This window comes from Bacteroides intestinalis (assembly GCF_003464595.1).
In the GTDB taxonomy this organism is placed as follows: domain Bacteria; phylum Bacteroidota; class Bacteroidia; order Bacteroidales; family Bacteroidaceae; genus Bacteroides; species Bacteroides intestinalis_A.
Window position 1 is genome coordinate 305 of record NZ_QRZF01000021.1, and the last position, 16,422, is coordinate 16,726.

Sequence of the window (16,422 nt, forward strand, 5' to 3'; positions counted from 1 at the left end):
ACCGTTTTTAGTTAAATAGGTGTAAACCATTTCTGTATTAAGTCAGTAAATGCTTTTACATTATGATGTGAACAGTTGGTAAATATAATGCTTTCATAATTAGATAATTAACGTTTTTAGAACTCAATACTAGGACTTGTGGAAAGCTGAAAACGAAAAATTGTCTATTATAGAAAGAAAGAAGATTTTTTCTTGTTTCTTTTTATAACCAGCTTCCGGTATGGGAATGTGTATTCCTACATAATTTGCTTTGCCATCTTCGAAATAAGTGATGTAAAATAAAAGGGGTAAAGTGCGCGAACTTGCTGTATTTCATTGCTTAATGATATTGTGATTTTTCACTGTTATTGCTGTTCTTTGGCACTGTTAAACCTATAAAAACAACAAAATTATGGTAGTAGCTTATTTAAGAGTGAGTACAGAAAAGCAGTTTCTGGCTAATCAACGTGAAGAACTTCTGCGCTTTGCAGAGAAAAATGGATTGAAGATTGACAAGTGGTACACTGAGACAGTGAGTGGGAGTGTGAGTAGTAAGGAACGAAAGCTGTCGGGGATGTTGAACCGGATGCAGCGGGGGGATACGTTGATTGTAACGGAGATTTCGAGATTGAGTCGCACCTTGTTGGAAATCATGACTATTCTCAACTCGTGTATAAAGAAAGAAATTATTTTGTACAGCACGAAAGAGGGATATGTTTTTCAAAATGACATTAACAGTAAAGTATTGGGGTTTGCATTTGGATTGATGGCGGAGATAGAACGTAATTTGATTTCCATGCGAACTAAGGAAGCGTTGGCAAGACGAAAACAGGAAGGGGTCAAGTTAGGACGTAAAAAGGGGACCTGCCCTGCAATACGGGTACTCCGTGAGAATAAGAGACGTTTGATGCGTGAATCCAGACGAGGTGTTTCTTGTTCGGAATTAGCCCGTCAGATGGGAGTATCCAGAACCACCATGCACCGCTTTCTGAAGTGTAACTAATGAAAAAGCGAGTTGGCAAGTTCCTGTTGCCAGGTTCTTTAGTCAACTCGTTTTTCCGGGCTGGATTGCTACTTATTCTACTGGAATTTCTTTTTCTTTGTTTTTATCTTTCATACTTCTTCCTCGCTTATGAAGGTTCTTCAATTCAAAAGACAACATAATACGGAAAAATCCGATAATAAGGAATGCAAATGAGATCATGTAGACAGCATACATGGCACCTATTGCCGGTTGCCACAGAATGAGGAGTGAACAAATCACAGCTAATATGCCGAAGGCAATATACCATCCCCAGTCTCTGGTACCATATCTTTTCAGATCCATGGCATAGCCAATGGAAGAAAAGCCGCGGAACATTAACCAGAATGCGATGATGAATGGAATTACTTCCATGCTTAACAGCGGATAAGCTATCAGATAGAAACCTAATATCATGTCGATGATACCGCCTGCCAGATACCAACCCCAGCTGGAAACATTCTTCCGGTTGCTTACGGCGAAAGAAATCTCTAACAAACCGCTGAACAGCATCGATATACTGAACAGAATACTCAAAACTGCATAACCGCTGAACGGAGCAAACATCAGACTTATAGCAACTACTACATAGAGTATACCAAGTAGGAGAGACATCCACCAGTTTTTTACTTCGCATTGAAGTTCGTCAAATAAAGTTTTCATGCAAATTTAATTTTAAATGGTTATTGTAATCATGTTTGTGAGAGTAACAATTTGCAGTTGGAAAAGTTTTGGGCGAACTTTTCCAACAGTTCGTTTGTTATATAGACATATAAAACAAGAAAACTATGGCTACAACAAAATTTAAAGGACAGCCGGTTAAGATTATCGGCGAGTTTATAAAAGTAGGGACAGTTGCTCCCGACTTCGAGTTAGTGAAAACAGATCTTTCTTCTTTCTTTTTGAAAGATTTGAAAGGGAAGAATGTAATATTGAATATCTTTCCAAGTTTGGATACCAGTGTTTGTGCAACATCTGTGCGCAAGTTCAACAAGCTGGCAGCGAGTCTGCCAGATACAGTGGTTTTGGCGATTTCCAAAGACTTGCCTTTTTCCCATGCACGGTTCTGTACTACGGAAGGTATTGAAAATGTAATTCCTTTGTCTGATTTCCGTTTCTCTGATTTTGATGAAAGTTACGGTGTGCGTATGGCAGATGGACCATTGGGTGGCTTGCTGGCGCGTGCAGTAGTTATTGTCGGTAAGGATGGAAAGGTTGCATACACTGAACTGGTACCTGAAATTACACAGGAGCCGGATTATGACAAAGCAATAGAGGCTGTAAAGTAGTAAACCTCAGATTTTAATAAGCAATTTAGAAAAGACCAGGTGTATAGTAGTCGTGAGACTATTATACACCATTTCTTTTTTATACCCGTATCCAACTGTTGTATAAAATTCCAATGTGTTTTTCGGATATTTTTGATTGATTTATAGTGAGTAACTGGCTTTTTTTGTTTTACTTTGCGTCCTATAAATCAAGTATTAATAGGTTAATTGATAAAGAAAAAGATGGAACGAGGTTTAAAAGACTACGCCCTACTCATGCTGAAAGGTGTGGGAATGGGAGCAGCCGATGTGGTTCCCGGTGTATCGGGGGGGACAATTGCTTTTATTGTAGGTATTTATGACGAATTGATAGATTCGATAAAAAGCATTAATGGAAAAAGTTTAAAGTTGTTTTTCACAGGAAAATGGGGAGCATTCTGGAAAGCGATTAACGGTAATTTTCTGATCTCTCTGCTGGCGGGAATTGGAATCAGTGTATTTTCATTAGCTAAAATTATCACATGGTTGCTTACGGACCATCCGGTTATGGTTTGGGCTTTCTTTTTCGGACTGGTACTGGCATCCACATGGTTTGTAGGAAAAGACATAAAGGAATGGAACAAGAAAACGATTCCGGCATTTATTATAGGTGTGGCAGTTGCATATTATATTACGGTAGCAACTCCTGCTGAAACTCCTTCCAACTTATTTTTTATATTCCTTTGTGGAGCGATTGCCATTTGTGCTATGATATTGCCGGGTATATCGGGAAGTTTTATTTTGGTACTGTTAGGTAAGTACTTCTTTATAATGGAGGCTGTCAAAACACTTGATATAACGGTTTTATTAGTGTTTTTTGTGGGTGCTTTTATTGGTATAACTTCTTTCTCACGTGTTCTTTCGTACGCATTAAAACATTTCCGTAATATTACATTAGCTGTATTGACAGGTTTCATGTTGGGTTCACTAAACAAAGTGTGGCCTTGGAAAGAAACTATAGAAACTTTTACTGATAGTCATGGGGTAGTGAAGCCATTGGTTGAAAGTAATATTCTGCCCAATCAGTATGTTGTTGAGGCTGTAGTATTGATGATAGTGGGTTTCTTCCTGGTATATTTCCTTGAAAAGCTTTCTACTCGTAGTGCTAAATAAGAGATAGCAAACAAATATCTTGAGGGTATATATAAAATAGAGAGTAAAGATTCCTTTACTCTCTATTTCTTTTTATTGCAATGCTTTTATGATGTTTTGCATATAAGCGGCCAGGTCTTCCCGGTCTTCGCTTTCCATAAGCATCTGCATCTTCTCCAATTCTTTTAAATCGAATGGGCGGGGGCATTTCTGATTATACTTTATGAAGTTCTCTTTATCATGCAGCGTCATGTAGAGTACCGTCAACTTTTCGTTGATACCATCAAAGTTCGGTTCCAATTCGCAGACACGTTCAAAAGCTATCTTGGCATAATCCAGATAACCGATTTCCATGCTATGCATACCTATTTCATTCCAGGTGTCGGCAGTAGGAGAGCAATTCAAGGCCTTTGCCCACTGCTTTATTCCTTTGTCGTAGTCACCTTCTTCAATGTATATGCGACCTTCTATCAGAAGAGATTCCGGGTCTTCCGGTGACAGTTTATGTGCTTTTTTACAATACTGGTGTGCTTTGCGTTTCTTCCCCATCTTGGAGAGGCAAAGCCCTGCATTGGCATATAAGCTGGGCAGTATTGGAGAAGCAACTTCATCTGTCTCATTTTCCAGAATTGCTTTTTCCAGATTTTCATAGCCTTCCTTCCATTCTCCTTTGGATACCTTGCATAATCCAATGTATGTATAGATAAATTCGGGAGCAAGTCCATGAAGTTCCTCTGCTTTCTGATAATACTCCAGAGCAGCATCTTCGTTACCTAACTGGTAGAAGCAGTGTCCTTTCATTACATAGGCGTCTGCAAATTCATCATCACTCACCAATGCATAATCGCAAGCATCAATAGCTTGGTTGAAGTTCATTTCTTCGAAGTGGCATCTTGCTAATCCGAACCAGTAAGGAGCCGAATATGGATTCATGTCTATGAGGCGGTTATACAGGGGAATTGCTTCCTCGGTCATGCCTTTGCCATAAAGGCAGTCTGCAACTACGGCAATATAGGCTTCTTCATTAGAATATTCTTCCTTTACCGGATCGAGCCATGCCAAGGCTTTATCCGGATACCCCATATCAAGATACATATAGGATACATCTACCACGTTTGCCAGATCATCTTTATCCTCAATCGTGTCGAGTAACTGTTCGGCATCATCCAGTTTACCTTCACTCAATAGCAAATGGGCACGCACCACTTTTGCTTCCGGCGAATAAGTATCGGGAAGATTTTCAATGATTTCACGTGCTTTTGCTTTCTTTCCGTTATCCAGATGCAGGTAAGCATATTCAATCATAAGTTCAGTGCTATCGGGATGCAGCTTTAATCCATATTCTGCAATCTCAAAAGCCTTATCATATCTTTTCTTTGTACCATACCAGTCGGCAAGATCAGCTAACTCATCTGCATCCTGATAGAACGGTTTGTTTCCGGCCATTGCCGCTTCATATTGTTCGGCAAGTTCCTGTAACTCTTTATCCCTGCCGGACAGCAGGTTTTTATTGCTCATTAATTGTTTACTCCTATAATCCTATTTTTATTTGTTTATTTTGCCCCAGGTATCTTTCAAGCCTACAGTGCGGTTGAATACCATTTTCTCTGGTGTGGAGTCTGGATCTACGTTGAAATATCCGATGCGCTGGAACTGCAAATAAGTAAGCGGTTTCATGCCGGCAGCGTATTTTTCAATGTAGCAATGAGGCAATATATTCAGTGAGTCCGGATTGATGATGTCTTTCATTGCTTCCAGTGCATCACAGTTTTTAGCTTCGCGGATAGCAGCCAGTTCGTCACGTGGGTTTTCTACTTTCCAAAGGCGGTCGTAGAGGCGTACTTCTGCTTCAAGGCAATGAGCACAACTTACCCAGTGCAGGGTACCTTTCACCTTACGGTTTGCTTCGGGCATACCGCTCTTGGTGTTCGGATCATATTCGCAATATACTTCAACTACTTCTCCGGCTTCATTTTTCTTGCAACCGGTACATTTCACGATATAAGCACTCTTTAAGCGTACTTCCTGGCCCGGAGTCATACGGAAGTATTTCTTCGGAGCATCTTCCATGAAGTCTTCGCGCTCCATCCACAGTTCGCGGCTGAATTCAATGAAGTGGCTGCCTTCTTCCGGTTTTTCCGGATTATTGATTGCTTCCAGTTCTTCCACTTTCCCTTCAGGATAGTTGGTGATAATCAGTTTCACCGGGTTCATTACTGCCGAGATACGGGTCGCACGAGTGTTAAGATCTTCGCGTAAAGCACTTTCCAGCAAAGCGAATTCATTAAGTGCATCGTATGTGGTATATCCGATTTTGTCAATAAACTTGTGGATGGCTTCAGGTGAGTATCCGCGACGGCGGAAACCACAGATAGTCGGCATACGGGGATCATCCCATCCGTTCACCAGTTTTTCTTTTACCAGAATCAGCAGGTTGCGCTTGCTCATCAGGGTGTAGCTGAGATTCAGCTTGTTGAATTCGTACTGATGGGGGCGGTTATCATCCAGATCTTTACCCTCCTTTACCCAGTCTACAAAGAGATCATAGAGCGGACGGTGGGGAACAAATTCCAATGTACAGAGAGAGTGCGTTACACCTTCAAAGTAGTCACTTTGTCCGTGAGCGAAGTCATACATCGGATAGGCCTTCCACGTTGTACCAGTACGGTGATGCGGATGGTTCACTACGCGATAGATGATAGGATCGCGGAAGTGCATATTCGGGTTTGCCATATCAATCTTGGCACGAAGCACCATAGCGCCTTCTGCTATTTCACCTGTATTCATTTTCTTGAACAGGGAGAGGCTTTCCTCTATCGGACGGTTACGGTAAGGGCTTTCCACACCCGGTTGGGTAGGAGTGCCTTTTTGCTGTGCTATTTGTTCTGAAGTCTGCTCGTCGATATATGCTTTACCTTCTTCAATAAGGCGGATGGCAAAGTCCCACAATTGCTGGAAGTAATCGGATGCGTAGTATTCATTACCCCACTGGTAACCCAGCCATTGGATATCTTCCTTGATAGCTTCTACATATTCCACATCTTCTTTGGTCGGATTCGTATCATCGAAACGCAGATTGCAAATGCCATTGTGGTCGGCTGCAATACCAAAATCAAGGCAAATTGCCTTGGCATGTCCGATGTGGAGGTATCCGTTGGGCTCCGGCGGGAAACGTGTTTGTACTTTGCCACCATTTTTACCCTCTTTCAAGTCTTTCTCAACAATTTGTTCAATGAAGTTGAGGCTCTTTTTTTCGCCTGCTTCTTCGCTCTTAATATCTGCCATAATTGGTATGTATATATTCTAAAAATCGAGCTACAAAAGTAAGACATTTTTTTCGTATATCCTTATTTCACGGGAATATATCCACTCTTTTTAATGATTTCCTGACCTGCAGGTGAAAGAATGAAATCAATGAGAGGAGTTGCTTGTTCGGAGTTTTCTGTGTTATAATAATAGTATAGAGGCCGCACAATGGGGTAACTCTTATCTGTAGCACTCTCCATAGTGGGTGGGGCAAAGTGTGTCCCGTCGTAAGAAATGGACAGTGATTTGACGCGAGGGGAAAGATAAGCCAATCCTACGTATCCTATTGCTCCCTTCGTCTGGCTGACAGATTGTATAATGGCACCGGTGGCAGGCATAGAGAGGCTGCTACTCATGTAATTCTTATTTTTGAGAACGCTTTCTTTGAAGAATTCATAAGTACCCGAAGATGTTTCGCGAGAGTACACCACGATTTTACGGTCATCTCCACCCACTTGCTTCCAATTCGTAATCTTACCCCGGAAGATATCTTCCAGTTGTTGGCGCGTCAGTTGCTTTACGGGATTGGAGGGGTGAACCACAACGGCAAGGGCATCGTAAGCTACGATAACTTCTTCCACTTCTTTTCCGGCTGCCTTTACTTTCATCTTCTCACTGAATTTGATGGGGCGGGATGCCATGGCAATATCTGTAGTTCCGTCCAATAGAGCGGAAATACCTACTCCGGTGCCACCACCGGTTACGGTAACACGGGCGTCGGGATTGAGTGCCATAAATCTTTCGGCAGTCTGTTGTGCTACAGGTAGTACAGTGTCACTGCCTTTGATGCGTTGCGCCTGTAGGCTACTTACAGCCAATGTCAGGAATAGGATGATACTTATTGTTTTCATTTTATTCAAAAATTGTTTTTTATTCTATTTATAATGAATTTTATTATACTCAAAAGCGGGTGATAATAGAACCCAAATATTATTCTATTTGTTTATTGCTTGCAAATAAAACAATTGCGCATTACAATCTAATTACAAAACTTGTGTTTTTGGAGGTTGTAACGCTTTTGTAATACGTTTGAAACATTTCTTTCAAACCTTAGTCACACTCTCTTAACATCGACGTGGTTTCTTTGCATACGAAATTCAATAGGCATTTATGAAGAAGCTTTTTGAGAAAATAATAGAAGGAGTGTTAGCTTGTAGCGGTTTTGTAACAAGCATCACCATTGTGCTCATTATCCTGTTTCTCTTTTCCGAGGCGTTGGGGCTGTTCAACAGCCGGGTAATTGAAGAAGGATATGTATTGGCATTGAATAAAGATAATAAGGTAAGTGAGCTGACCCCGGCTCAGATAAAGGATGTTTTCGATGAGGAGATAACAAACTGGAATGAAGTCGGGGGGCAGGATATGCCCATCCGGCTTTTCCGTTTGGAAGATATCACTCAGTATTATACCGAGGAAGAACTGGGGGCAGCTTATGAACATGCCGGAGTAAAGATTACCGAACTGGTGGAACGTACGCCAGGCATTATTGCTTTTGTACCGCAACAGTTTATCGTTCGTCCGGATTCCGTCCACTTATTGCAGGATAACACCATTTCGGTGAAAGATGTCTTTGCGGGGGCGGAATGGTTTCCGACGGCTACACCTGCCGCACAATTCGGTTTTCTACCCTTAATAACCGGTACGCTGTGGGTGAGTTTATTTGCCATCCTGATAGCATTGCCTTTTGGGCTTTCAGTTGCTATCTATATGTCCGAAGTGGCAAATTCCAGGATACGTAATCTGCTGAAACCGATAATTGAGTTGCTGAGTGGTATTCCATCGGTGGTCTATGGTTTCTTCGGACTGATTGTGATTGTACCATTCATCCAGAAAGTATTCAACCTGCCTGTGGGTGAAAGTGGACTGGCGGGAAGCATTGTGTTGGCCATAATGGCATTGCCTACGATTATAACGGTGACGGAAGATGCCATGCGCAACTGTCCCCGTGCCATGCGGGAAGCCAGCCTTGCATTGGGCGCTTCACAATGGCAGACCATATATAAGGTGGTGATACCTTATTCCGTATCAGGTATCACTTCCGGTGTGGTATTGGGAATCGGGCGTGCTATCGGTGAAACAATGGCGGTGCTGATGGTGACAGGTAATGCGGCAGTCATACCGCATACCATTCTGGAACCGTTGCGTACCATACCTGCAACGATTGCAGCGGAACTGGGAGAAGCACCTGCCGGGGGAGCACATTATGAAGCCTTATTTCTTTTGGGCGTAGTGCTGTTCTTTATTAGTTTGCTGATAAACTTCACGGTAGAAGCTGTGTCAGCCCGGAAAAGATAATGTCTTATAGAGAAAAGAAAAATAAGTATGATAGATAGGAAACATCTTTCGCAACGTATTGCATTCGGAACATTCCGTTTGCTGAGCCTGACAGTGGTGGGGATACTCTTTGCCATTCTCGGCTTCATTATATATAAAGGTGTGGGAGTTATCAGCTGGGAGTTCCTGACTACTGCCCCCACGGACGGTATGACGGCAGGAGGTATTTTCCCCGCCATTGTCGGAACATTCTATCTGATGATAGGCAGTGCCCTGTTTGCCTTCCCGGTAGGAGTGATGAGTGGAATCTATATGAATGAATATGCACCGAAAGGCTGGGTAGTCCGGTTCATCCGTATGATGACAAACAACCTGAGCGGTATACCTTCCATCGTTTTTGGTCTATTCGGTATGGCTTTATTTGTTAACTATATGGGATTTGGCGATAGTATCCTGGCCGGTTCACTTACGTTGGGATTGCTGTGTGTACCTTTAGTTATCCGTACCACAGAGGAAGCGTTGAAAGCCATTCCCGATACTCTGCGTGAGGGAAGCCGTGCGTTGGGGGCCACTAAGTTGCAGACCATCTGGCACGTTATTCTGCCTATGGCGATGCCTAATGTGATTACAGGTCTTATTCTGGCTCTGGGACGTGTTTCCGGCGAGACTGCACCTATCCTGTTTACTTGTGCTGCTTATTTCCTTCCGCAACTCCCTACAAGTATACTCGACCAGTGTATGGCATTGCCTTATCACCTGTATGTTATTTCTACCAGTGGCACGGATATGGATGCCCAGCTTCCGCTGGCTTATGGCACTGCTCTGGTCTTAATCGTAATCATCCTTTTGGTAAACCTTCTGGCGAATGCTTTGCGGAAGTATTTCGAGAAAAAAGTAAAGATGAACTAACAGGAATAAAACAGTAAACAAAATGATTGGTAAAATAGAAGCAAATAATGTAAACTTCTGGTATGGAGATTTCCATGCTTTGAAAGGTATCAGCATGTCGATAGAAGAACGTTCGGTAGTAGCATTTATCGGACCTTCGGGATGTGGCAAATCTACTTTCCTCCGGTTGTTCAATCGCATGAACGATCTTATTCCGAATACCCGCCTGACAGGTGAGATTCATATCGACGGAGAGAATATCTATGGAAAAGATATTCAGGTAGATGAACTTCGCAAGAAGGTAGGTATGGTATTCCAACGTCCTAATCCTTTCCCGAAAAGCATCTTTGAGAATGTAGCCTATGGACTTCGTGTGAATGGCGTGACAGACAGTAGCTTCATCCGCCAGCGTGTAGAAGAATCCCTGAAAGGGGCAGCTTTGTGGGATGAGGTAAAGGATAAACTGAAAGTTTCTGCCTATGCACTTTCCGGCGGACAGCAGCAGCGTCTTTGCATAGCTCGTGCCATGGCTGTATCTCCCTCCGTGTTACTGATGGACGAACCGGCTTCTGCACTCGATCCCATTTCTACGGCTAAGGTAGAAGAGCTTATTCACGAACTGAAAGAGCAGTATACGATTGTTATCGTTACACACAATATGCAGCAGGCTGCACGCGTTAGTGATAAAACAGCGTTCTTTTATCTGGGGCAAATGGTGGAGTTTGACGATACCAAGAAAATATTTACGAACCCCGATAAAGTGGAGACTCAGAATTACATTACGGGACGCTTCGGGTAGGCATTTGTTTCCCGGCGTGAAACAAAAAGGAACCTCGGGCTTCCTTTAATTGATGATACAAGTAATCTTAAAATAGAAATTTATGGTAAAGTTTATCGAATCGGAACTCGTCTTGCTGAAAAAAGAAATAGACGAAATGTGGACCTTAGTATATAACCAGCTCGACAGGGCAGGGGAGGCTGTGCTGACCTTTGACCGTGAACTGGCGCAACAGGTACTGGTACGCGAACGTCGTGTGAATGCCTTGGAATTGAAGATAGACAGCGATGTTGAAGATATCATTGCTTTGTATAATCCTGTAGCCATCGACCTGCGCTTTGTGCTTGCCATGCTGAAGATCAATACGAATCTGGAGCGTCTTGGTGACTTTGCCGAGGGCATTGCCCGCTTCGTTCTGAATTGCAAGGAACCGGTTCTTGATCCGGAACTTCTGAAACGATTGCGCCTGGAAGAAATGCAAGGACAGGTACTTGCTATGCTGGAGCTTGCCAAGAAAGCTCTTCAGGAAGAAAGTCAGGATCTGGCGACTTCGGTATTTGCCAAAGATAATTTATTGGATGAAATCAATGCAGAAGCTACTACTGTTTTAGCAGACTACATTGCCCAGCATCCTGAGACTGTACTGACCTGTTTGAACCTGGTAAGTGTGTTCCGTAAGTTGGAGCGTTCCGGCGACCACATCACTAACATTGCAGAAGAAATAGTCTTCTTTATCGATGCAAAAGTGTTAAAACATAGCGGAAAAACAGACGAACATTACCCTTTAACTAAGAAATAAGCTCTTTTTTAGATAAAATTTAGTGTTTGTTAGAAAAATGATATATATTTGTCCACTGAAAACGATTGCGGGTGTAGAAAGGCTACATAAGTGGTAATAAAACCAAAGAAATTTCAAAAAGATGTTATAAGACATGTTTTTAAATTTGGTAAGTATCTCGAAAAGCCGCTATATTTGCAGCGTTATCCTGAAAACAATCTTTTTACCTTAAAAAAAAACTAATACCTATTGAAAACTGAAAAATGGGGCTTTGTGAAAAGCTCCATTTTTTTTGTACCTATGTCTCATTTATTTCGTATCTTTAGAGAAGATAAACTGCATCTCGGCAGAACTTTTTCATGCAAGCATGAAAGTTCTGCGCTCAATTTGCATTATCTTTGTACCACCAGAATGAGGAATTGTAAATCACTAAATTATAAATTGACTTATGTTTTCCGGAATAGTAGAAGAATGCGCCACCCTCGTGGCATTGGTAAAAGAACAAGAGAACGTACACTTCACGTTCAAGTGCTCATTTGTAAATGAATTGAAGATAGACCAAAGTGTGTCTCACAATGGTGTGTGCCTTACGGTAGTCAGCATGACGGAGGATTCCTATACGGTTACTGCCATGAAGGAAACATTGGAACGTTCCAATCTTGGGCTTCTGAAAGTCGGGGATGTAGTGAACGTAGAACGCAGCATGATGATGAACGGCCGTCTGGACGGGCATATTGTGCAGGGACATGTGGACCAGACTGCCACTTGCATGAATGTGGAAGATGCCGAAGGGAGTTATTACTTTACCTTCCGGTATGCTTTCGATAAGGAAATGGCCAAGCGTGGATATATCACGGTAGACAAAGGTTCGGTAACCGTGAACGGGGTAAGCCTGACAGTGTGCAACCCGACAGACGATACTTTCCAGGTAGCTATTATTCCTTACACTTTTGAGCATACGAACTTCCACGATATCAAAGCGGGCAGTGTAGTGAATCTCGAATTTGATATTATCGGCAAGTATATCAGCCGGATGATACAGTTTAACTAATAGATATGGAAGATTTTCTGAAGTTAGTTGCTTCCCGGCAGAGCGACCGTGCTTATGATATGAGCCGTCCCGTTGAGCCTGAGAAGCTGGAACGGATATTGGAAGCTGCCCGTCTGGCACCTTCGGCTTGTAATGCGCAGCCGTGGAAGTTTGTTGTAATCAATGATCCGGAGCTTTCCGTCAAAGTAGGTAAGGCTACTGCCGGATTGGGGATGAATAAGTTCGCTAAAGATGCTCCTGTACACATTTTGGTGGTGGAGGAATCAATGAACGTAACTTCATTTCTGGGTGCAAAGATTAAAGACAAGTATTTCCCTTTAATAGATATTGGCATTGCTACTGCTCATATCACATTGGCTGCAGAGAGTGAAGGGTTGGGCTCTTGTATTCTCGGTTGGTTTGATGAGAAAGAAATCAAGAAGCTGACCGGTATTCCGTCTTCCAAGCGCTTGTTGTTGGTTATCACCATTGGCTATTCCGTGAAAGAGAAGCGGAAGAAAGCAAGAAAGCCGAAAGAAAAGGTGGTTTCTTACAATAAATACTGATTTAGTGATTAGCGGTAAGTGATAAGTGATTAGCAACGCGACCATAGCGCAACTTGCTAATCACTTATCACTTACCGCTAATCACTAATTTACAGGTCTTTCAGCAGTACATGGCTCGCACTCTTATAATACTCCTCGCGTGCTTTCATCAGCACATCCCATTGATCGCTGAATTCTTTTTCCTTATCGATCTTGAAATCTTCCGAACCGTGCGTATCCAGTCTGTCCAACAATAGTGCGACATTCATTTTGTTGATGTCCATTGCAGGCTGATAACCGATTACCTCGTCTTTTTCATCTACCACTTCATGCAGCAGGTTGATTTCCTGTAGCTCGTATAGCACCTGATGCGTCAAGCGGATAGGAATCTGACATTCTTCGGACATTTCTTCGGCAGTGTACGGCTTAATATTCTCTTCAAACCGCTTGGCTATAAGAGACATGATAAGAATGGAAACAAAGTCCCGGAACCTTCTGCTGATATTTTTGGTATCCTTGTCAAAGCTGAAATTCCGGATGTTTTGTCCTGCATAGGTCAGCTCTGCACCAAACAGGCAGATGGTCCATGATATCTGAAGCCAAAGCAGAAATAAAGGGAGTGCGGCAAAACTACCATAAATGGCATTATAGCGCGATACCCATAGCTGACCACTGATATAGAGAAACTGGAATGCCTGGTGTGCCGTTCCTGCAAGGATTCCTGAGATGAGTGCAGGCTTAAACCTTACTTTGGTATTCGGCATATAGATGTACAGTCCCGTGAACATAAACCACGTCAGTACGAAAGGTATCAGGCGTATCAGGAACTTCAGGATAGGAGCCAGCAGAACAAAGTCTTCTATGTACTTTAAGCTGGTAGACATGAAGATAGAGAGGCCACCCGAAATTACAATCAATATAGGCATCAGTAAGAACATGGAGAAGTAGTCCGTGATTTTACGGTACATACTCCGCGCTTTTTTTATTTCCCAAATACGATTGAACGTGATTTCAATGCTGCTGATCAGGTTGATAACCGTCCATAACAACATGATTAAACCCACTCCGATGAATATGCCACTCTTGGTTTGCGACAGGTAAGAATTGACAAACTGCAGGATTACTTCCGTCGTTTGATTGTGTCCTCCAAATCCCATTCGTACTTGGCTTTCCATAAGATTGTCGAAGCCGAATCCGCGTGCGATGGCAAACAGGATGGCAAGAATGGGAACAATGGCGAGCAGTGTGCTGTAAGTCAGTGCAGAAGCTTTGTTTACCAGTCTGTCTTTGGTGAAACGGTTAATGCAGAGATAGATCGTTTTGATAATATTATAGAGGGAGAAGGTCGTTTTAGTGACTTCGTCCTCCGTAATACGCCAAATGTCGTATGTCAGGAATTTCCAAAGAGCAGTAATACGTTTATTCATTCTTCATTATCAGTTCTTCATTAAAAAAAAGCAGTCGGTCTGTAAGCCGGGTTCTGTTCCTTGTTTTCAGGAAAAATTCTTCATTATTCATTCTTAATTCTTCATTCATCAAGGTGTCCATCATTTATCTGAGCCGTATGTCACCATACAAGCTTTAGCGGTCTACCCTCCGACATGGAGCGAGCAGCTCTCATAGCGTCGGTTTACATGACCTTACAACTCCCAAGACGCACAGCCCTTGTGTCGCCACAAGACTGGTAGGCTCTTACCCCACCTTCTCACCCTTACCGACGCCCGAAGACGCAGGCGGTTGTTTTCTTCTACGTTACTCTACCCTCGCGGACAGCTTTCTGTTAGGAAGTGGGATGCTCTGTGTTGCCCGGACTTTCCTCGTGCGCCGAAGCGCAAGCGACAGACCGACCAACTGCTTTTGTTGGGCAAAGATACGACTTTTATGCCAGTGGATACAAAACCTTGCCGAGTTTTTTACTTCTTCTGAAGAATGAGGCGTTTGTTCCTCCTTTTATTCTTCTTTGCAAGCGGACATAATCAATGTTTTATCTACTCTCTGTCTGATCCACATCAACTTCGTACCTGCTCCGTGTCTATACGCTTGGACTTGATACGGACTTGATACGGAGTTGGTACGGTTTTGGTACGGCCTTGATACGGAGATGGTGGGTTTCATTCTAAAACTATATCTTAATATTCCTGAAAATATATAACCAAAATAGAAATTATTTCTAACTTTGCTAATACTTAATAACCCCCAAATCATTTTAGCTAATGAAAAGACTTATTCCTATCGTATCCCTGTTCCTTTTCGCTTCGTTATGTTCGGTGGCTTCGGAAGTCGGGGACAGGACTATTCCTGCCGATGTGGCACAGTTATCCGACAGCTTGAAACGTCAGTATGCCCCGGACAAACGAGTGGCACTTTTTGATGTAGATTATTCCTTTGCCGGTAAAAATGTGATGTTACGTGGTGTAACCACCTCTCCTGAAGCGAAAGCAGCTCTTCTCAATGGATTGTCGAAAGCCAATTATAAAGTGATGGACTGTCTGAAGGTATTGCCGGACGAGGCTGGGCTGGAAGGAAAAACATATGGTATCATTAATGTATCGGTATCCAATCTTCGTGTAGAACCGGATTTTTCATCCGAAATGATGACGCAGGGATTGATGGGAATGCCCATCCGCGTGTTGCAACGCGACGGCTGGTATCGCATTCAGACACCGGATAATTACATTGCCTGGGTGCACCGTGTAGGTATTCATCCGGTCACTAAAGAAGAACTTCATGCCTGGAATGCGGCAGAGAAAATTGTGGTGACTTCTCATTACGGCTTTGTGTATTCCGAACCTAATCAAACTTCCCAGACTGTTTCTGATGTGGTTGCAGGTAACCGTTTGAAGTGGGAGGGAAGCAAAGGTGCTTACTATAAAGTTGCTTATCCTGATGGACGGACGGGGTATATCTCAAAATCCATCTCTATGCCGGAAAGTAGATGGCGTGCTTCCTTGAAGCAAGATGCTGCCAGTATTATCCGTACAGCGCACACATTGATGGGCGTTCCATATCTTTGGGCGGGTACTTCTTCCAAAGGAATTGATTGTAGCGGTTTCATGCGTACCATTCTGTTCATACATGATATTATCATTCCGCGTGATGCTTCGCAACAAGCCTATGTAGGCGAACATATCGATATTGCTCCTGATTTTGGTAACCTGCAACCGGGGGATTTGATTTTCTTCGGCCGTAAAGCTACGGCAGATCGTAAAGAGCGTGTGGTACATGTGGGAATGTATATTGGGGATAAACGGTTCATTCATTCACAGGGAGATGTGCATGTCAGTAGTTTTGATCCTGCCGACGAACTCTTTGATGAATATAACCTCGGACGGCTGTTGTTTGCTACGCGTGTGTTACCTTATATAAATAAGGAAGAATCCCTGAATACAACGGCAACAAACCCTTATTATGAATAATCCGTAAT

General features: G+C 42.8%; 15 protein-coding genes and 1 other RNA gene. 10 read left to right on the plus strand and 6 right to left on the minus strand.

From position 1 onward, the window contains the following. Positions 1-388: 388 nt before the first annotated feature. Complete coding sequence (locus DWW10_RS21295; RefSeq protein ID WP_303794288.1) at positions 389-982, plus strand: master DNA invertase Mpi family serine-type recombinase; 594 nt, start codon at positions 389-391, stop codon at positions 980-982. 72 nt (positions 983-1,054) lie between these two features. Here DWW10_RS21295 and DWW10_RS21300 read toward each other — a convergent pair whose 3' ends face one another. Continuing rightward, a complete protein-coding gene (locus DWW10_RS21300) occupies positions 1,055-1,663 on the minus strand; it encodes an HdeD family acid-resistance protein (RefSeq protein WP_118422160.1) in 609 nt (202 codons plus the stop codon). A 125-nt stretch (positions 1,664-1,788) separates the two neighbouring features. Here DWW10_RS21300 and tpx point away from each other — a divergent pair, with 125 nt between their 5' ends. Together tpx and DWW10_RS21310 are read left to right on the plus strand one after the other, a co-directional pair. Continuing rightward, the gene (tpx, locus tag DWW10_RS21305; protein ID WP_118422161.1) at positions 1,789-2,289 is read left to right on the plus strand and encodes a thiol peroxidase; all 501 of its coding nucleotides are present in this window, start codon (positions 1,789-1,791) and stop codon (positions 2,287-2,289) included. A 222-nt stretch (positions 2,290-2,511) separates the two neighbouring features. After that, positions 2,512-3,420: a polyprenyl-phosphate transporter gene (locus DWW10_RS21310; protein ID WP_118422162.1), complete on the plus strand. Its 909-nt coding sequence runs from the start codon at positions 2,512-2,514 to the stop codon at positions 3,418-3,420. A 72-nt stretch (positions 3,421-3,492) separates the two neighbouring features. Here the strand turns inward: DWW10_RS21310 and DWW10_RS21315 are convergent, their stop codons facing one another. The 3 genes from DWW10_RS21315 to DWW10_RS21325 form a co-directional block, all read right to left on the minus strand. Further along, positions 3,493-4,917 carry a tetratricopeptide repeat protein gene (locus tag DWW10_RS21315; RefSeq protein ID WP_118422163.1) on the minus strand — a complete coding sequence of 475 codons (1,425 nt, stop codon included), beginning with the start codon at positions 4,915-4,917 and terminating at the stop codon, positions 3,493-3,495. Between the two features lie 27 nt (positions 4,918-4,944). Then, complete coding sequence (locus DWW10_RS21320; RefSeq protein ID WP_118422164.1) at positions 4,945-6,684, minus strand: glutamine--tRNA ligase/YqeY domain fusion protein; 1,740 nt, start codon at positions 6,682-6,684, stop codon at positions 4,945-4,947. A gap of 62 nt (positions 6,685-6,746) precedes the next feature. After that, positions 6,747-7,556: a PstS family phosphate ABC transporter substrate-binding protein gene (locus DWW10_RS21325; protein WP_118422165.1), complete on the minus strand. Its 810-nt coding sequence runs from the start codon at positions 7,554-7,556 to the stop codon at positions 6,747-6,749. Between the two features lie 259 nt (positions 7,557-7,815). Here DWW10_RS21325 and pstC point away from each other — a divergent pair, with 259 nt between their 5' ends. The 6 genes from pstC to DWW10_RS21355 all read left to right on the plus strand — a co-directional run bounded on the left by pstC (position 7,816) and on the right by DWW10_RS21355 (position 13,019). Beyond that, the gene (pstC, locus tag DWW10_RS21330) at positions 7,816-9,000 is read left to right on the plus strand and encodes a phosphate ABC transporter permease subunit PstC (RefSeq protein ID WP_007664920.1); all 1,185 of its coding nucleotides are present in this window, start codon (positions 7,816-7,818) and stop codon (positions 8,998-9,000) included. A 27-nt stretch (positions 9,001-9,027) separates the two neighbouring features. Then, positions 9,028-9,888 (plus strand): phosphate ABC transporter permease PstA, encoded by an 861-nt coding sequence (gene pstA, locus DWW10_RS21335; protein WP_118223792.1) that lies wholly within the window; start codon positions 9,028-9,030, stop codon positions 9,886-9,888. A 22-nt stretch (positions 9,889-9,910) separates the two neighbouring features. Further along, positions 9,911-10,666, plus strand: coding sequence for a phosphate ABC transporter ATP-binding protein PstB (pstB, locus tag DWW10_RS21340; RefSeq protein WP_022391980.1), 756 nt, complete (start codon positions 9,911-9,913; stop codon positions 10,664-10,666). Between the two features lie 82 nt (positions 10,667-10,748). Beyond that, positions 10,749-11,444, plus strand: a complete 696-nt coding sequence (phoU, locus tag DWW10_RS21345; RefSeq protein WP_022391981.1) for a phosphate signaling complex protein PhoU — start codon at positions 10,749-10,751, stop codon at positions 11,442-11,444. 427 nt (positions 11,445-11,871) lie between these two features. Then, positions 11,872-12,474 (plus strand): riboflavin synthase, encoded by a 603-nt coding sequence (locus tag DWW10_RS21350; protein WP_118422166.1) that lies wholly within the window; start codon positions 11,872-11,874, stop codon positions 12,472-12,474. A gap of 5 nt (positions 12,475-12,479) precedes the next feature. Continuing rightward, on the plus strand, positions 12,480-13,019 hold the full coding sequence (locus DWW10_RS21355) for a nitroreductase family protein (protein WP_007664900.1): 540 nt from the start codon (positions 12,480-12,482) through the stop codon (positions 13,017-13,019). 89 nt (positions 13,020-13,108) lie between these two features. Here the strand turns inward: DWW10_RS21355 and DWW10_RS21360 are convergent, their stop codons facing one another. Then, positions 13,109-14,425, minus strand: coding sequence for a YihY/virulence factor BrkB family protein (locus DWW10_RS21360; protein ID WP_118223168.1), 1,317 nt, complete (start codon positions 14,423-14,425; stop codon positions 13,109-13,111). A gap of 26 nt (positions 14,426-14,451) precedes the next feature. Next, positions 14,452-14,853, minus strand: an RNA gene (gene rnpB / locus DWW10_RS21365) — RNase P RNA component class A. Positions 14,854-15,211: 358 nt separating this feature from the next. Between rnpB and DWW10_RS21370 the strand changes: the two genes are divergently transcribed. After that, positions 15,212-16,414: a C40 family peptidase gene (locus DWW10_RS21370; protein WP_022391984.1), complete on the plus strand. Its 1,203-nt coding sequence runs from the start codon at positions 15,212-15,214 to the stop codon at positions 16,412-16,414. The last annotated feature ends 8 nt before the right edge of the window (positions 16,415-16,422 follow it).